Here is a 15,826-nt window from a genome sequence, read left to right on the forward strand (position 1 = left end):
GTCGCGGCCGGCCTTAGGAGCCGGCCATGAAGGTGCGGATGCCGGAACCGACGAACTGCACGCCGATGCAGATCAGCAAAAAGCCCATCAGCCGCGTCATCACTTCGCGGCCGCCGCGGCCCAGACGCTGGGCGATCAGCTGCGAGGATTTCAGCGTCAGCCACATGCCGAAGCAGGTGCCGCCGATGGCGGCGAAGGTCATCGCGAAGGCCAGCGCCTTGGCCGGCAGCGTGGTCAGTTCGGCGATCTCGGTGGAAATGCCGATGACCACGGCGATGGTGCCGGGACCGCTGATGCCGGGCATGGCCAGCGGGAAGAAGGCGTAGTCCTCGCGTTCGCCGGTCTTGGGCGCGTTGCCCGGGTCCTGAGACAGGAACAGCATGCGGTAGCCGAGCACGGCGACGACGAAGCCGCCGGAAATGCGCAGCGCGCCGTAGGAAATGCCGAAGGCGGACATGATCACGTTGCCGGCCAGCAGGCTGACCACCATGATGGCGGCTGCGAACACGCAGGCGCGGCGCGCCTGATTGTCGCGCGCAGAGTCGCTCATCTCGCGGGTCAGGGTGATGAACAGCGGAATCTTGGATAGCGGGTTGGTGATGGTGATCAGGCTGAGCAGCCCGCCGAACAGGAATTGGAGCGACAACGTCTTGAGCATGGCACTACGCTGATGAAGCGAACATTACATGGAATGGACGCAGTCTGCCTGAGGCCGCGGGCAAGTGACAAGGGAAATTCTGCGGCCGGCGGCGCGAAGCGCGCGCGGCATGACATTGGCTGTGGCATTATGCCGCACAGCTGCCTGCGGCGGCTGTGCTAGAGTGCGGAAAACCCGAGGAATCCATTATGCAAAAGACATTGAGCGCCCTGTTGGGCCTGTGCCTGCTGAGCGCTGGCGCGATGGCGCACGAATTCAAGCTGGGCGATATGAAGATCGGCCATCCATGGAGCCGGGCAATGCCGGAAAGCAGCCCCACCGGCGGCGTTTACCTGTCGCTGAGCAATCGCGGCAAGGCCGCGGACAAACTGTTGTCCGCCAGCACGCCGCGCGCGGACAAGGCCGAACTGCACACCCACATCAACGACAAGGGCGTGATGCGCATGCGCGAAGTGGCCGGCGGCGTGGCCGTGGCCGCAGGCCAGGAAGTCAAGTTCGCGCCCGGCAGCTATCACGTGATGCTGATGGGCCTGAAGCAGCCGCTGCGCGTGGGCGACCGCTTTCCGCTGACATTGCGATTCGAGAAAGCGGGCAGCGTGACCGTGGAAGTGGTGGTGGAAGACGGCGTGGCCGCCGCCGCGCCGGCCGAGCACGCGCATTGAACGGCAAGGCGCGATGCTACCGGTAACGTTGCGCCGAAGTTACATCGTGCAGTGCAGCAATCGGCGCGGGCTGGAGTAAATGCTTTACCCCGCGCCGGCGACTGGGCAGACTTGGCTTCGGGAATGTGTTGAGAACAAGACGTCATTGCCACTGCCGGCGCCCTGAACAAGGTCAAAACGCCAAGTCTGCACAAAGAGAGAAACGATGGAGGAGCGAGCGCTTGCGCCCGCACACAACAAAATCCAGGGACGCCGGCAGTTCCTTTCCCCTCCCATGATGTATGCTGTCAGCCATCTTCTTGCCGACCGCGTTTTCCCGCATGACACCCTCTATCCCCCCCGCCAAATCTCCGCGCCTGAGCATTGAATACTGCACCGGCTGCCGCTGGCTGCTGCGCGCCGCCTGGATGGCGCAGGAGCTGCTGACCACCTTCGAGAAGGAATTGGCGGAAGTGGCCTTGCAGCCCGGCAGCGGCGGCGTGTTCCGCGTCGAACTGGACGGCGAGCTGCTGTGGGACCGCAAGGCCGACGGCGGTTTCCCCGACATCAAGCTGCTGAAGCAGCGGGTGCGAGACCGGGTGGCGCCGCAGCGTTCGCTGGGCCATAGCGACGGCGCCGTTTCCTAATCCAGCCGTCGCCATGAGCGAGCCGCTGCGCAAAATCATCCACGTCGATTGCGATTGTTTCTACGCCGCCATCGAGATGCGCGACGATCCCGCCTTGCGGCCCTTGCCGCTGGCGGTGGGCGGGCGGCCGGAAAGCCGCGGCGTGATCGCCACCTGCAATTACATCGCGCGCCGCTACGGCGTGCGCTCGGCGATGTCGTCGGCGCGCGCGCTGCGCCTGTGCCCCGATTTGTTGATCCTGCCGCCGGACATGGCGCGCTACCGCGAAGCCAGCCAGAAGATCATGCGCATCTACGAGCGCTACACGCCCTTGATCGAGCCCTTGTCGCTGGACGAGGCCTATCTGGATGTGACGGGTCAGCCGCATGAGCAGGGCAGCGCCACACGGATGGCGGAGGCGATACGCCGCCAGATCCGCGAGGAGGTGGGCATCACCGCCTCGGCCGGCATCGCGCCCAACAAATTTCTGGCCAAGGTGGCCAGCGACTGGAACAAGCCGGACGGGCAATTCCTGATCCGGCCTCAAGACGTGGCCGGCTTCGTCGCCGCGCTGCCGGTGGAGAAGATACACGGCGTGGGCCGGGTCACCGCGCAGCGGCTGAACGAGCTGGGAATACGGCGCTGCGGCGATATGCTGGCCTGGGAGCTGGCCGATCTGCTGCGCCATTTCGGCCGTTTCGGCGAGCGTCTCCACGAGCTGGCGCGCGGCGTGGATCCGCGGCCGGTGTCCACCGACCGCAGCCGCAAATCGATCAGCGTCGAGGAGACTTATGCGGTGGACCTGCCCGACGTCGCCGCCTGTCTGTCCAAGCTGCCGGAGCTGATAGACCGCTTGAGCGCGCGCATCGCGCGCAGCGGCAATCCCGCGTTCAAGGGCTTGTCGGTCAAGCTCAAGTTCGACGATTTCAACCAGACCACGGTGGAACACGCCGGCGGACAACTGTCGTCGGCGCGTTTCGGGGAACTGCTGCGAGTGGGATTCGAGCGCGGACGGCGGCCGGTGCGTCTGGTCGGCGTCGGCGTCAAGCTGGCGGACGAGCACGACCTGCCGCGTCAGTTGCGTCTGTTCGGCCGGGACGGCCGGCCCTTGCCGGACCTGCCGGCGGCGGACGCCGCCGCGGGCGAGGCGGAGCCGCCAGCGCGAGACGCCGACCCGCCCCCGAACGGCTGAGGCGGGTCGGCGCAAGGCCGGATCAGGGGGTTTTGAAGTCGCCGGCGTAGACCTGGAACAATTGGGCCGGGTCTATATGCTTGCGCAGCGCGGCGTTGACCTGCTCCACCGTCAGCGCGGCGATGGCGGCGTCCACCTTGGCGTTGAAGTCCATGCCGCGGCCGATCTGCAATTGGCCGTCCAGAGCGTCGCTCAGCGCGCCGTCCTGAGCGCGGGCGATTTCCCTTTCCTGCTGCAGCGCTTTCTTGGCGTCGGCCAGTTCGGTGGCGTTGACGCCGTCGCGGATGAAGTGGGCCAATTCCTCGGCCACCCCCTGTTTCAGCTTGTCCAGATTCTGCGGCGCGTAAATGGCCACCAGGCTCAGGCTGGCCACCGGCTCGAAGCTGCCGGCCTTGAACTGGCTGCCGGCGTAGTAGCTGATGCCGTCTTTCTGGCGCAGGCGGTCCAACAGCCGCGATTTGACGCCGCCGCCCAGAATCTTGTTGGCGACCAGCATCGCCGGGTAGTCCGCGTCGCTGTCACGCATCGCCAGCGGCGCGGTGGCCAGGTAGAAGGCGTTGGCCTTGTCCTTGGCCAGCAGTTGCCGCTGGCCCGGTTTGGCCGGCGGCAGCTGGCTGGGCGCGCGGCTGTACGCCACGGGGCTGTTCCAGCCGCCGAACAGTTTTTGCAGCTGGCTTTGCGCCGCCTTGGCGTCGAAGTCGCCGACCAGGGCGAAGCGGGCGTGGTTGGCGCCGTAGAACTGGCGGTGGAAGCGCTTCAGATCGTCCAGCTTGGCGGCTTTCAATTCGGCGGCGGCCTCGTCCAGCGTCGGACGGTAGCGCAGATCGCCCTTGCGATAGATATTGAGCGCCTGGCCCACGGCCTGGGTGGCCATGGCCTGAGGCTCGTTGCGCTGGGCGTCGATGGCGGTCAGCTCCTCCTTGCGCAGCAGTTCGAACTCCCGTTCCGGGAAGCTGGGCTGCTTGAGCAGGCCGGCGATCAGGTCCAGCAAGGCCGGCAGATGCGTGCGGATGGTTTCAAAGTCCACGCTGACTTCTTGGCCGGAGCCGGAGATGCTGAGCTTGGCTTTCAATTGGTCCAGGCGATTGCTGATTTCGGCGCGGCTGAGTTTGCCGCTGCCGCGCTCCAGCATGTCGGCGGCGAGGCCGGGAACGGCGCCGCGGCCGAACAGGCTTTTCTCGTCGCCGAAGGCGAGGCTGAAGCTGCCGTTGACGGTTTCGCCGCGGGTCTTCTTGGCCAGCAAGGCCAGCTTGGCGCCGTTGGCGAGCGTGGTTTTCTCGGTGCGGGCGTCGATATTGGCCGGGCTGGGGTCGAAGGCTTCGCCCTGGCTGATCGCGGCGCGGCCCTTGTAGCCGTCCACCAGCTTGGCCACGTCCGGCGTGGCCGGGATCACGCTGCGTTCCGGTTTGGCGGTGGGCACGAACTGGCCGTAGGTGCGGTTGGACGGCTTGAAGTAGTTCTCGGCCGCCCGTTCCACGTCCTTGACGCTCAGCGCCTCGATGCGGTCGCGGGTCAGGAAGAACAATCGCCAGTCGCCCTTGGCGATGGCTTCGGACATTTCCACCGCCAACTGCTGCGGATCGTTCAAGGTCTTGTCGATCTCATTGAGCAGGCTGGCCTTGGCGCGCTTGAGTTCGGCCTCGGTCACCGGCTTGCTCTTGAAGCCTTCGATGGCGGCGAGCAGGGCCTGGCGCGCGTCGGCCAGCTTCTGTCCCTTGTTCAATTCCGCCCAGAAAATGATGTAGCCGGGTTCGGCCAGCGCAAAGGGCCAGGCCTCGACGCCTACGGCTTTCTTGCCGCCCACCAGCGCCTGGTACAGCCGGCCGTTGGGCGTGCTGGCCAGGATGTCGGCCAGCGCGAGGACGGCGGCCGCGTCCGGGTGGCTGCCGGCGGAGATCGGATAGAGCACCGCAGCCAGCTGGGTGTCGCCGACGCGCTCCACGGTCAGCTCGCGCGCGCCGTCGCGCTGCGGTTCTTCGGTCCAGGTCGGCGTCAGCTGGCGCTGCGGCTTGGCGATCTTGCCGAAGGCCTGCCGGACGATGTCCAGCGTCGCCGCCGGGTCGAACTTGCCGCTGATCATCAGCACCGCGTTGTCCGGCTGGTAGTACTTGCGGTAGAAGGCCTGCAGATTGTCGATGCGGACCTTTTCCACGTCCGAGCGCGCGCCTATGGTGTTGTGGCCGTAGTTGTGCCAGTCGTAACTGACCGCGGTCATCTGCTTCCACAGCACGCGGCGGGGATTGTTCTCCCCCATCTCCATTTCATTGCGCACCACCGAGAACTCGGTGTCCAGATCGCTCCTGGCGATCTTGCTGTTGACCATGCGGTCCGCTTCCATCTCCAGCGCCCAGCGCAGATTGGCGTCGCTGGCGGGGAAGGTTTCGTAGTAGTTGGTGCGGTCCAGGAAGGTGGTGCCGTTGAACTGCATGCCGCGCTTGCCCAGCTCCTGCATCAGATTGCCGCTGCTGGGCGTGCCCTTGAACAGCATGTGCTCCAGCAAGTGGGCCATGCCGGTTTCGCCATAGCTTTCGTGGCGGCTGCCCACCAGATAGGTGATGTTGACGGTGGTGGTGGGCTTGGAGGCGTCCGGCGCCAGCAGGACGCGCAGGCCGTTGGGCAGCCGGTATTCGGTGACGCCTTCCACGCTGGTGTAGGCTTGCAGCTGGCTTTGGCTGGCGGCGGCGGGTTCGGCGGCGATGGCCGGCAGGGCGTGGCCCAGGGACAGGGCGAGCAGCAGGCTCAGGGTCTTGATGCGCATGCGGTGGCGTTTCCTCTGGCATGAATGCGGGATGGCGGCGTGCGATGGAGCCGGAATGCTATAGGCTTGCGATTTTGCTTGCCTTCGTCAAGTCGGAAGCATTTCTGGCATGACGTCCGTCGTGTGCAGACAGAATAGGCCGGCGCGGCGGGGAATTGGTTCCCGCCGCGGAATCTGGAAGGTGAAGGTGCTCAGCGTTTCAGATTGCTGATGCTCATCAGCATGCCCATGCCGACGAACAGGGTGACGGTGGCGGTGCCGCCGTAGGACATGAAGGGCAGCGGCACGCCCACCACCGGCAGGATGCCGGACACCATGCCCATATTGACGAAGGCGTAGACGAAGAAGGACAGGGTGATGGAGCCGGCCATCAGCCGGCCGTACAGCGTTTGCGCGCTGGCGGTGATCATCATCGCGCGGCTGAGCACCAGCAGGTAGAGCGTCAGCAGCAGCACATTGCCGGCCAGGCCGAATTCCTCTGAATACACGGCGAAGATGAAGTCGGTGGTGCGTTCCGGGATGTAATCGAGGTGGGTCTGGGTGCCGTTGAGCCAGCCCTTGCCCCAGGGGCCGCCGGAGCCGATGGCGATCATGGACTGGATGATGTGGTAGCCGTCGCCCAGCGGGTCGGTGGTGGGGTCTATCATGGTCAGCACCCGGCGGCGCTGGTAGTCGTGCAGCAGGTTCCAGACGATGGGCAGGCTGGCCGCGCCCAGGCCGATGCCGGCGAAGATCACTTTCCACGGCAGGCCGGCGAAGAACAGCACGAAGAGGCCGGCGGCGGCGATCAGCAGGGTGGTGCCCAGGTCCGGCTGCTTCAGCACCAGCGCGCTGGGCACGGCCATCAGCAAGGCGGCCACCAGATAGTGCCACCAGCGCATCGACAGCTCGTATTTCTGGAAGAACCAGGCCAGCATCATCGGCAGCGCGATCTTCATGATCTCGGACGGCTGGATGCGGGTAATGCCCAGTTCCAGCCAGCGGGTGGAGCCGTTGACGGTGACGCCCTTGAAGTGGACGGCCAGCAGCAGGAGCACGCCCAGGCCGTAGATGGGCGGCGCGAAGTTCATGATGCTTTGCGGCCGCATGCGGGCGATGATCCACATGATGATCAGCGACAGGCTGGTGTAGATCAGCTTATTGTCTATCTTGTCGAAGGACTGGTTGTTGGCCGAGTACAGCAGCACCATGCTGACTACGAAGATCATGCCCAGAAATAGCATCAGCCAGCCGTCCAGCGGCTCTTTGACCTGTTCCCAGACGCGTTTAATTAGAGAGGTCTGCATTGTCGTTGGCGGTGTCGGTGGGCATGGTCTTCAGCGTGCCTTCGATGTCTTTCGGCACTTTGCCCAGCAAGTAGTAATCGAACAGCGCGCGCACGATGGGCGCGGCGGCGGCGGCGCCGAAGCCGGCGTTCTCCACGATCACCGCCACGGCGATGCGAGGCTTGTCCACCGGGGCGAAGGCGATGAACCAACTGTGGTCGCGGTATTGCTCGGCCAGCGCGGAGGCGTTGTACTTGGCGCCCTGTTTGATCTGCACCACTTGGGCGGTGCCGGTTTTGCCCGCCATCGAGTACTGCAGGCCCACGCCCAGCCGCGCGCCGGTGCCGCGCGTCATCACGCCTTCCATGCCGCGCTTCACGTATTCGAAGTTTTCCGGTTTGAACGGGATCTGGCGGGTGGGCATCGGTTCAATGATGCGCGCCTTGCCGCTGCGGGTGTCCACCACTTGCTGGACCAGGTGCGGTTTGAACACTTGGCCGTCGTTGGCCATGATGGCGGTGGCGTTGGCCATTTGCAGCGGGGTGTAGGCGTTGAAGCCCTGTCCGATGCCGATGCTGACCACGTCGGCCGGATACCAGCGGCGGAACTCTTCCTTGTAGCGGGAAAAGCGGCGGGCCTTCCACTCCTTGGACGGCAGCACGCCGATGGATTCGCCGTCCAGGTCGATGCCGCTCTTGCTGCCCAGGCCGAACTGCGCCAGCGCCGGGTGGATCTTGTCTATGCCCATGTCCCAGGCCAGCTTGTAGAAGAAAGTGTCGCTGGAGACTTCGATCGCGCGCTGCAGATTGATCATGCCGTTGCCGGCCTTCTTGCTGTCGCGGAACTGGTGGCTGGAGCCGGGCAGGGTGAAGTAGCCGGGCGCCGGGCGGATGTCGCGCATGCCGATGGCGTGGTTTTCCAAAGCGGCCATCGCCATGAAGGGCTTGAAGGTGGAGCCGGGCGGGTAGGTGCCGCGCAGCGCGCGGTTGATCATCGGCTTCTGCCAGTCGCTGTTCAGATTGGTCCAGGTCTGGGTGTCGATGCCGTCGATGAAGAGATTGGGGTCGAAGCCCGGCTTGGACAGGAAGGCGAGCACGCCGCCGGTGGACGGTTCTATCGCCACCAGCGCGCCGCGGCGGCTGCCGAACAGTTTGTCCGCCATTTCCTGCAGCCGGATGTCCAGCGCCAGCTTCAAGGTGTTGCCGTTGACCGGCGGCGTGCGTCGCAGCGAGCGCACCGCGCGGCCGCCGGAGTCGGTTTCCACTTCCTCGAAGCCGACCTTGCCGTGCAGATCGTCCTCGTACACCGCCTCCAGGCCGGTCTTGCCTATGTAGTTGGAGCCCTTGTAATTGGCGGTTTTCTCTTCTTCTTCCAGCCTTTCCTTGTCGCGCTGGTTGATGCGGCCGATATAGCCGAGCACATGGCTGGTCATTTCCTTGAACGGATAGTCGCGGAACAGCCGCGCCTTGACCTCTACGCCGGGAAAGCGCCAGGACTGGGCGGCGACGCGCGCGGCCTCTTCCTCGCTGAGCTTGGTTTTCAGCGGGATGGATTCGAAGTTCTTGCTCTCGATCAGCAGGCGCTTGAACTGGCGCTCGTCGCGCGGGGTGATGTCCACCAGCTTGCGCAGTTCGGCCTCGGTGGCGGCCAGGTCCGCGATCTTGCTGGGCGTCAGCTCCAGCGTGTAGGCGGAGTAGTTTTGCGCCAGCACCACGCCGTTGCGGTCCAGGATCAGGCCGCGGTTGGGCAGGATGGGCACCAGCGAGATGCGGTTGTTCTGGGCCAGCGTGGAAAAGTGTTCGTGCTGCAGCACTTGCAGCCAGATGAAGCGCGTGAGCAGCACCAGGAACATCAGCACGATCAGCGCGTAAGCGACGATCAGGCGCAGCTGGAACTGGCTGTCTTCGGCCTGCGGGTTCTTGAAGCGGGTGGGTTGAGGCATGGACGGTCCGCGGCGCTAGACCGCGTTATGGCGGTAGGGCATCAGCATCAGCTTGGTCAGCAGCGGCCATAGCAGGGCGCCGATCAAGGGCGGCAGGAAATAGCCCCAGCCGACGAAGGCGGAGCCGGTGAGCATGCGCACCACCACCATGATCAGCTGGTTGGTCAGCAGCAGGCCCAGCACCACCAGCGTCTGCTGGCCCAGGTTGAACATCACCACCTGGCGCTGGCGTGCCAAGGCCAGATAGGCGGTGATCGAATAGGCCAGCGCGTGCTGGCCGAACAATCCCGCGGTGGAGATGTCGGCCACCAGGCCCAGCAAGAAGGCGGTGCCGATATTGACCCGGCGCGGCTGGTTGATCACCCAGTACAGGATCAGCATGCCGATGAAATCCGGCAGCCAGCGCGTGCTGCCGTGCGGCAGCGGGATCAGTTCGATCAGGACGGCGAAGATGAAGGTGAACAGGATGAAGCGGCGCTTCACCGGTTTGAGCAGTTCCTTGGGGCGCTCGAACGTCATCGGGGCTTACTCCTCGGCGGCGGCTTTCTTGCCGCCCCTGCTCTTTTTGACGATGGGGGCCGGTTCCGGCGGACGCGGCGGCGCCTGCTTGTCGCCCAGCACCAGCATGTAGCGGGTTTGCTGCACGCCGGCCAAGGGCGCGGTGGCGATGCGGGCGAAGGTGGCGCCCTGGTTGCGCTCCACCCGGGTTACGCGGGCCACGGGGATGCCGGCCGGATAAACGCCGTCCACGCCGGAGGTGACGATGTGGTCGCCGTCCTTGATGTCCGCGCTTTGCGGCAAGTAGCGGATTTCCACGCCGCCGCCGTAGCCGTACAGGATGGCGCGTTGGCCGGTGCGGGCCACCATCACCGGCACCATCTGGTTCTTGTCTATGACCAGGGTCACTTCCGCGGTCAGCGGCTGCACCCGGGTGACCTGGCCCAAGAGGCCGCTGGCGTCCACCACCGGCTGGCCGGCTTTCAGATTGGCGTCGCTGCCCTTGTCGATGATGATTTTGTAGGAAAACGGATCGCGGCCGGTGTACAGGGTTTCCGCCATCTGCGCCTGCTGGTGGTAGCTGGACTTGATGCCGTTGAGCTTGCGCACTTCGTCCAGCTCGCGCTGCAGGGTTTGCAGCCGCGACAGCTGCGCCGACATTTCCAACTGGCGCACGCGCAAGGCGGTGTTTTCCTGCTTCAGTTCGGTTTGGGAGCTGAGAAAATCGCTGACGTGGCGCATCGCCTGCGCCGGCATGTTCACCGCGCGCTGCACCGGGTACAGCGCCAGCGAGGTGGCTTCGCGCGCCTGTTCCATCAGGCCGAAATAGCTGTCGCCGACCAGGAGCGCCACCGAGGCGGCCACGGCCATGGCCAAGCGCGCGCCGGGCGGCGGCCCGGAGCGGAAAAAGCTGGGGGTGTTGGCAAAGTCCATCGGCTCAGACCTCGCCCCTTGACGCGGGGCGCTGTGCTTCAAAAACGGGCGCGCTTGTCGCGCGCCCGCCATCATCGCTTGCTTTACGAGCGGCCGCCGCCGCCGGAGCCGGGCTCAGGCGGTCGTCGGTCGTTCCGGTTTAGGGGACGTTGGTGAAAATGGTGCCAATCTTGTCCATCTTCTCCAGCGCCTTGCCGGAGCCGCGCACCACGCAGGTCAGCGGTTCTTCGGCCACGAACACCGGCAGGCCGGTTTCTTCGGCCAGCAGGCGGTCGATGTCTTTCAGCAGCGCGCCGCCGCCGGTCAGCACCATGCCCTTGTCGGCGATGTCGGCGCCCAGTTCCGGCGGGGTCTGTTCCAGCGCGATCTTCACCGCGGACACGATTTGGTTCAAGGGCTCGGTCAGTGCTTCCAGGATTTCGTTGGAGGACACGGTGAAGGCGCGCGGAATGCCTTCGGCCAAATTGCGGCCCTTGACTTCCATTTCACGCACTTCGGCGCCCGGGAAGGCGGAGCCTATGGTCTTCTTGATTTCCTCGGCGGTGGTTTCGCCGATCAGCATGCCGTAGTTGCGGCGGATGTAGTTGATGATGGCTTCGTCGAACTTGTCGCCGCCGACGCGGACGGAGTTGGAGTATACCACGCCGCCCAGCGAGATCACGCCGACTTCGGTGGTGCCGCCGCCGATGTCCACCACCATGGAGCCGGTGGGCTCCTCAACCGGCAGGCCGGCGCCGATGGCGGCCGCCATCGGCTCTTCGATCAGTTCCACGCGGCGCGCGCCGGCGGCCAGCGCCGAATCGCGGATCGCCTTGCGTTCCACCTGGGTGGAGCCGCAGGGCACGCAGATCACGATGCGCGGGCTGGCGGCGAAGAAGCGGTTGGGGTTCACCTTCTTGATGAACTGCTTGAGCATCTGTTCGGTGACGGTGAAGTCGGCGATCACGCCGTCCTTCATCGGGCGGATCGCCTGGATGCTGCCCGGGGTGCGGCCCAGCATGCGCTTGGCTTCCAGGCCCACGGCCAGGATGGATTTCTTGTTGGTGGGCGCGTCGCTGTGAATGGCGACGACCGAGGGCTCGTCCAGCACGATGCCTTTGGCGCGCATGTAGATGAGGGTGTTGGCTGTGCCAAGGTCAATGGCGAGGTCGTTGGAGAAGTATCCGGTCAGCGAACGAAACATTGGGCGATCCTGGTCAGTTTTCGTCATGTGGCGGACGCGCCGTCGCGTCCGCGCTTAATCTGTTGTTTGTTGTCTACTCGTACGACCCGAGTCTAACCGCCGCGTGGCAAAACGACGCTTGGCGCCCACTGGGCGACGCCGGCTAAGCGGCTTCGCCCGCTGGCCTTGCGCATCATTTTCCGACGCCGTGTCGGTTCGATAAGGCCTGCACGATCCGGCCCCGGCGCGGCGGCTTGCCGCCTGTCGGCCGCGCGGTGAAAGCGTTGCCGAAATTACGCCGTGGCGTGATGTCGATCTTGGGAGAATCAAGCGGGCTATGATACCCTATAACGCTTGAAATATTAAAGGTTTTGAACGAGGACACCATGTCGCTGACGCATCAGGATGTCGCACGAATTGCCAAGCTTGCCCGCATCAATGTCAATGAAGCGGAAATTGCCGCGACAAGCAAGCAACTCAATAATATTTTCGGCCTGATCGAACAGATGCAGGCGGTGAACACCGACGGCATCGAGCCGATGGCCCATCCGCAGGATGTCTCTTTGCGTTTGCGCGAAGATATCGTTACCGAAACCAATCAGCGCGAAGCTTTCCAGGCCGTGGCCCCGCAAGTGGAAAAGGGCTTGTTCCTGGTCCCCAAGGTCATCGAGTGATGCTCTGATTGCCTGCGCCGGTTTAGGTTCCCGCCCGAGCGGGAGGCCGGCGCCGGTCGCTGTCTGAAAGGACGGCGACGCCATTCCCGGATAGCTAAAGATTCCATTTGAAATGACACAGTCTACTTTAAAGCAACTGTCGCGGCAGCTGGCGGCCAAGGAAGTCTCCAGCCTTGAGCTGGCCACCCAATATCTGGACCGCATCGAGGCGCTGAACCCGGCGCTCAACGCGCTGGTCACCGTCGACCGCGCCAAGACCCTGGCCGAAGCAGCGGCCGCCGACGCGCGCATCGCCGCCGGCAACGCCCATGCGCTGACCGGCGTGCCCATCATCCACAAGGATCTGTTCTGCCAGCAGGGCTGGAAAACCAGCTGCGGCTCCAAAATGCTGGACAACTTCGTGTCGCCGTACAGCGCCCACGTGGTGGAGCAGTGCCAGGCCGCCGGCATGGTGACGCTGGGCCGCGCCAATATGGACGAGTTCGCGATGGGTTCGTCCAATGAGAACTCCTTCTACGGCGCGGTGAAAAATCCCTGGGATCAGAACGCGGTGCCGGGCGGCAGCTCCGGCGGCTCCGCCGCCGCCGTGGCCGCGCGGCTGACGCCGGTGGCCACCGCCACCGACACCGGCGGTTCCATCCGCCAGCCTGCGTCCCACTGCGGCGTTACCGGCATCAAGCCGACCTACGGCGTGGTGTCGCGCTACGGCATGGTGGCCTTTGCCTCCTCGCTGGATCAGGGCGGCCCGATCGCGCAGACCGCCGAGGACTGCGCGCTGATGCTGAACGTGATGGCCGGCTTCGATCAGCGCGACTCCACCTGCTTGGAGCGCGCCCGCGAAGATTACGCCCGCGACCTGAATCAGCCGTTGGCCGGCCTCAAGGTGGGCCTGCCGCGCGAATACTTCGCCGCCGGCCTGAGCGCCGACGTGGCGCGCGCGGTGGACGAGGCGGTGGCGGTGCTGAAACAGCAGGGCGCGCAGGTGGTGGACATCAGCCTGCCCAATACCGAGTTGTCCATCCCGGCCTACTACGTGATTGCGCCGGCCGAGGCCTCCACCAATCTGTCGCGTTACGACGGCGTGCGCTACGGCCATCGCGCCGCCGAGTACAAGGATTTGGTGGACATGTACGAGAAGACCCGCGCCGAAGGCTTCGGCAGCGAGGTCAAGCGCCGCATCCTGGTGGGCAGCTATGTGCTGTCGCACGGCTATTACGACGCCTATTACCTGAAGGCCCAGAAAATCCGCCGCCTGATCGCCAACGATTTCAAAGCCGCTTTCGAGCAGTGCGACGTGATCCTGGGGCCGGTGGCGCCGACCGCGGCTTTCGACATCGGCGCGATGAACGACGATCCGGTGCAGATGTATCTGTCCGACATCTACACGTTGTCGGTGAACCTGGCCGGCTTGCCGGGCATGAGCGTGCCGGCCGGCTTTAGCGCGAATGGCCGCCCTATCGGCTTGCAGATCATCGGCAACTACTTCGGCGAAGCCAAGATGCTGAACGTCGCGCATCAGTTCCAACTTGCGACTGATTGGCACAGCCGCGCGCCGGTGCTGTAAAGCCAGCCGCTGCGCGACGCGAATACGGCGTTGGGCGCGCTTGCCGTACTGAATGTACTGTCTGCGCGCGCCCGCCTTGTCTTCAAGCGCCGCTCGCAGGCCGGCTAAGTTTACGTTTACGAGGGCGGCGTTTTAGCTCCGTCCTGGCATGAAAAAGGATTTTCCGACCATGAAATGGGAAGTCGTCATCGGTATCGAGGTGCATGTGCAGCTCAATACCGTCTCCAAGATTTTCTCCGGCGCCAGCACCGCCTTCGGCGCCGAGCCGAACACCCAGGCCTCCGCGGTGGAGCTGGCCTTTCCCGGCGTGCTGCCGGTATTGAACAAGGCGGTGGTGGACAAGGCCATCCGCCTGGGACTGGCGCTGGACGCCAAGATCAACCAGAAGAATGTGTTCGCGCGCAAGAACTACTTCTATCCCGATCTCCCCAAGGGCTACCAGATCAGTCAGATGGATCTGCCCATCGTCGAAGGCGGTCAGCTGAAGATCCTGGTGGGCGAGCAGGATAAGGTCATCGGCGTGACCCGCGCCCATATGGAAGAGGACGCCGGCAAGAGCCTGCATGAAGACTTCCACGGCCTGTCCGGCATCGACCTCAACCGCGCCGGCACGCCCTTGCTGGAAGTGGTGTCCGAACCGGACATGCGCTCGGTGGACGAGGCGCTGGCCTATGTGAAGGCCTTGTACGCGCTGGTGACCTGGCTGGGCATCTGCGACGGCAATATGCAGGAAGGCAGCTTCCGCATGGACGTCAACGTGTCGGTGCGCCCGGAAGGTCAGCAGGCCTTCGGCACCCGCCGCGAGATCAAGAACCTCAACTCCTTCCGCTTCCTGGAGCAGGCCGCCAAGTACGAAATCCAGTGGCAGATCGACACCCTGGAGGATGGCGGCAAGGTGCAGCAGGCCACCGTGTTGTTCGACCCGGACACCGGTGAGACAGAGGTGATGCGCAGCAAGGAAGACGCGCACGACTATCGCTATTTCCCGGATCCGGACCTGCTGCCGGTGCGCATTTCCGATGAGCAGATCGCCCGCATCCGCGGCGAGATGCCGGAGCTGCCGGCGGCGATGCAAGTCCGTCTGGTGGAGGCTTACGGCGTGTCCGCCTACGACGCGGCGTTGCTGACCTCCAGCCTGGCGCAGGCGCAGTACTTCGAGGCCGCGGCCAAGGCCTCCGGCCAGGGCAAATTGGCCGCCAACTGGATCAACGGCGAGATCGCCGCGCGACTGAATCGCGACGGCAAGGAGATCGCCGATTGCCCGATCTCGGCCGAGCGCCTGTCTGGCCTGATCGCGCGCATCGCCGACGGCACGCTGTCCAGCAAGCTGGCCAAGCAGGTGTTCGACGCCTTGTGGGACAGCGAACTGTCCGCCGACGACATCATCGAGCGCGACGGCCTGAAGCAAGTGTCCGACGTCGGCGCCATCGAGAAAATGGTGGAGGAAGCGATCGCCGCCAATCCCAAGGCGGTGGAAGAATTCCGCGCCGGCAAGGAGAAGGCGCTCAACGCCTTGGCCGGCCAGGTGATGAAAGCCTCCAAAGGCAAGGCGAATCCGGCTCAGGTGCAGGATATTCTGCGTCAAAAGCTGGCCTAATCCGGCGGAACTTCAGGGCGGCGGCGCCGGTCGTGGCGCCGCCGCCCTGTTTTTGTGTTGCGGCGCGACAAGTGGTCTTGCTCTGGACTGTCCTTGGAAATATTCCCAGGCCCGGGGTGTGGTGTTTCGGAAATGGTTCGAGTGTTAACAGCTCACTTTGACTGATGTTTTTAAGCCTCTGATTTGACAAGGAATCCGCTTTTTGCCTGGTCCGCTAAGTCATTGTCTCAAAAGGTGAATTAGAACTTCTCGATGTTGACCGTGGGGAAGTTCTTTCTTATAGTGGCGGAAAGTGGGGCGAAGTGGGTGAAAGTGG

General features: G+C 64.5%; 13 protein-coding genes. 6 read left to right on the forward strand and 7 right to left on the reverse strand.

Annotated elements, in window-relative coordinates:
• Positions 1-13: 13 nt before the first annotated feature.
• Positions 14-658: a MarC family NAAT transporter gene (locus QUG03_RS14825; RefSeq protein ID WP_048408368.1), complete on the reverse strand. Its 645-nt coding sequence runs from the start codon at positions 656-658 to the stop codon at positions 14-16.
• A 188-nt stretch (positions 659-846) separates the two neighbouring features.
• Between QUG03_RS14825 and QUG03_RS14830 the strand changes: the two genes are divergently transcribed.
• From QUG03_RS14830 to dinB, 3 genes are all read left to right on the forward strand, one after another.
• Entirely contained in the window at positions 847-1,320 is a 474-nt protein-coding gene (locus QUG03_RS14830; protein ID WP_107797803.1) for a copper chaperone PCu(A)C, read from the forward strand.
• Positions 1,321-1,640: 320 nt separating this feature from the next.
• Positions 1,641-1,946: an Rdx family protein gene (locus tag QUG03_RS14835; RefSeq protein WP_107801578.1), complete on the forward strand. Its 306-nt coding sequence runs from the start codon at positions 1,641-1,643 to the stop codon at positions 1,944-1,946.
• A gap of 13 nt (positions 1,947-1,959) precedes the next feature.
• Positions 1,960-3,117: a DNA polymerase IV gene (gene dinB, locus QUG03_RS14840; RefSeq protein ID WP_107797804.1), complete on the forward strand. Its 1,158-nt coding sequence runs from the start codon at positions 1,960-1,962 to the stop codon at positions 3,115-3,117.
• Positions 3,118-3,139: 22 nt separating this feature from the next.
• On the opposite strand, the gene QUG03_RS14845 is transcribed toward dinB, so the two are convergent.
• From QUG03_RS14845 to QUG03_RS14870, 6 genes are all read right to left on the reverse strand, one after another.
• Positions 3,140-5,875 (reverse strand): M16 family metallopeptidase, encoded by a 2,736-nt coding sequence (locus QUG03_RS14845; protein ID WP_500820323.1) that lies wholly within the window; start codon positions 5,873-5,875, stop codon positions 3,140-3,142.
• Positions 5,876-6,066: 191 nt separating this feature from the next.
• Positions 6,067-7,161: a rod shape-determining protein RodA gene (gene rodA, locus QUG03_RS14850; RefSeq protein WP_107797806.1), complete on the reverse strand. Its 1,095-nt coding sequence runs from the start codon at positions 7,159-7,161 to the stop codon at positions 6,067-6,069.
• Positions 7,142-9,082, reverse strand: coding sequence for a penicillin-binding protein 2 (mrdA, locus tag QUG03_RS14855; RefSeq protein WP_107797807.1), 1,941 nt, complete (start codon positions 9,080-9,082; stop codon positions 7,142-7,144). The genes rodA and mrdA overlap by 20 nt, the downstream gene beginning before the upstream one ends.
• Before the next feature lie 15 nt (positions 9,083-9,097).
• On the reverse strand, positions 9,098-9,601 hold the full coding sequence (gene mreD / locus QUG03_RS14860) for a rod shape-determining protein MreD (protein ID WP_107797808.1): 504 nt from the start codon (positions 9,599-9,601) through the stop codon (positions 9,098-9,100).
• Positions 9,602-9,607: 6 nt separating this feature from the next.
• Positions 9,608-10,513, reverse strand: a complete 906-nt coding sequence (gene mreC / locus QUG03_RS14865; RefSeq protein WP_107797809.1) for a rod shape-determining protein MreC — start codon at positions 10,511-10,513, stop codon at positions 9,608-9,610.
• 139 nt (positions 10,514-10,652) lie between these two features.
• On the reverse strand, positions 10,653-11,696 hold the full coding sequence (locus QUG03_RS14870; RefSeq protein ID WP_043592385.1) for a rod shape-determining protein: 1,044 nt from the start codon (positions 11,694-11,696) through the stop codon (positions 10,653-10,655).
• A 365-nt stretch (positions 11,697-12,061) separates the two neighbouring features.
• On the opposite strand from QUG03_RS14870, the gene gatC reads away from it, so the two are divergent.
• From gatC to gatB, 3 genes are all read left to right on the forward strand, one after another.
• On the forward strand, positions 12,062-12,349 hold the full coding sequence (gene gatC, locus QUG03_RS14875; RefSeq protein WP_043592439.1) for an Asp-tRNA(Asn)/Glu-tRNA(Gln) amidotransferase subunit GatC: 288 nt from the start codon (positions 12,062-12,064) through the stop codon (positions 12,347-12,349).
• Between the two features lie 112 nt (positions 12,350-12,461).
• The gene (gene gatA / locus QUG03_RS14880) at positions 12,462-13,913 is read left to right on the forward strand and encodes an Asp-tRNA(Asn)/Glu-tRNA(Gln) amidotransferase subunit GatA (RefSeq protein ID WP_253313526.1); all 1,452 of its coding nucleotides are present in this window, start codon (positions 12,462-12,464) and stop codon (positions 13,911-13,913) included.
• Positions 13,914-14,082: 169 nt separating this feature from the next.
• Complete coding sequence (gene gatB / locus QUG03_RS14885; protein WP_500820324.1) at positions 14,083-15,510, forward strand: Asp-tRNA(Asn)/Glu-tRNA(Gln) amidotransferase subunit GatB; 1,428 nt, start codon at positions 14,083-14,085, stop codon at positions 15,508-15,510.
• Positions 15,511-15,826: the final 316 nt, after the last annotated feature.

It is taken from the genome of Chromobacterium sp. CCUG 30098 (assembly GCF_059916605.1).

What these genes read in the sequence shown, in the direction of transcription:
- QUG03_RS14825 (WP_048408368.1), bottom strand. Translation starts at nt 658, where the DNA reads ATGCTCAAGACGTTGTCGCTCCAATTCCTGTTCGGCGGGCTGCTCAGC.
- QUG03_RS14830 (WP_107797803.1), top strand. Translation starts at nt 847, where the DNA reads ATGCAAAAGACATTGAGCGCCCTGTTGGGCCTGTGCCTGCTGAGCGCT.
- QUG03_RS14835 (WP_107801578.1), top strand. Translation starts at nt 1,641, where the DNA reads ATGACACCCTCTATCCCCCCCGCCAAATCTCCGCGCCTGAGCATTGAA.
- dinB (WP_107797804.1), top strand. Translation starts at nt 1,960, where the DNA reads ATGAGCGAGCCGCTGCGCAAAATCATCCACGTCGATTGCGATTGTTTC.
- QUG03_RS14845 (WP_500820323.1), bottom strand. Translation starts at nt 5,875, where the DNA reads ATGCGCATCAAGACCCTGAGCCTGCTGCTCGCCCTGTCCCTGGGCCAC.
- rodA (WP_107797806.1), bottom strand. Translation starts at nt 7,161, where the DNA reads ATGCAGACCTCTCTAATTAAACGCGTCTGGGAACAGGTCAAAGAGCCG.
- mrdA (WP_107797807.1), bottom strand. Translation starts at nt 9,082, where the DNA reads ATGCCTCAACCCACCCGCTTCAAGAACCCGCAGGCCGAAGACAGCCAG.
- mreD (WP_107797808.1), bottom strand. Translation starts at nt 9,601, where the DNA reads ATGACGTTCGAGCGCCCCAAGGAACTGCTCAAACCGGTGAAGCGCCGC.
- mreC (WP_107797809.1), bottom strand. Translation starts at nt 10,513, where the DNA reads ATGGACTTTGCCAACACCCCCAGCTTTTTCCGCTCCGGGCCGCCGCCC.
- QUG03_RS14870 (WP_043592385.1), bottom strand. Translation starts at nt 11,696, where the DNA reads ATGTTTCGTTCGCTGACCGGATACTTCTCCAACGACCTCGCCATTGAC.
- gatC (WP_043592439.1), top strand. Translation starts at nt 12,062, where the DNA reads ATGTCGCTGACGCATCAGGATGTCGCACGAATTGCCAAGCTTGCCCGC.
- gatA (WP_253313526.1), top strand. Translation starts at nt 12,462, where the DNA reads ATGACACAGTCTACTTTAAAGCAACTGTCGCGGCAGCTGGCGGCCAAG.
- gatB (WP_500820324.1), top strand. Translation starts at nt 14,083, where the DNA reads ATGAAATGGGAAGTCGTCATCGGTATCGAGGTGCATGTGCAGCTCAAT.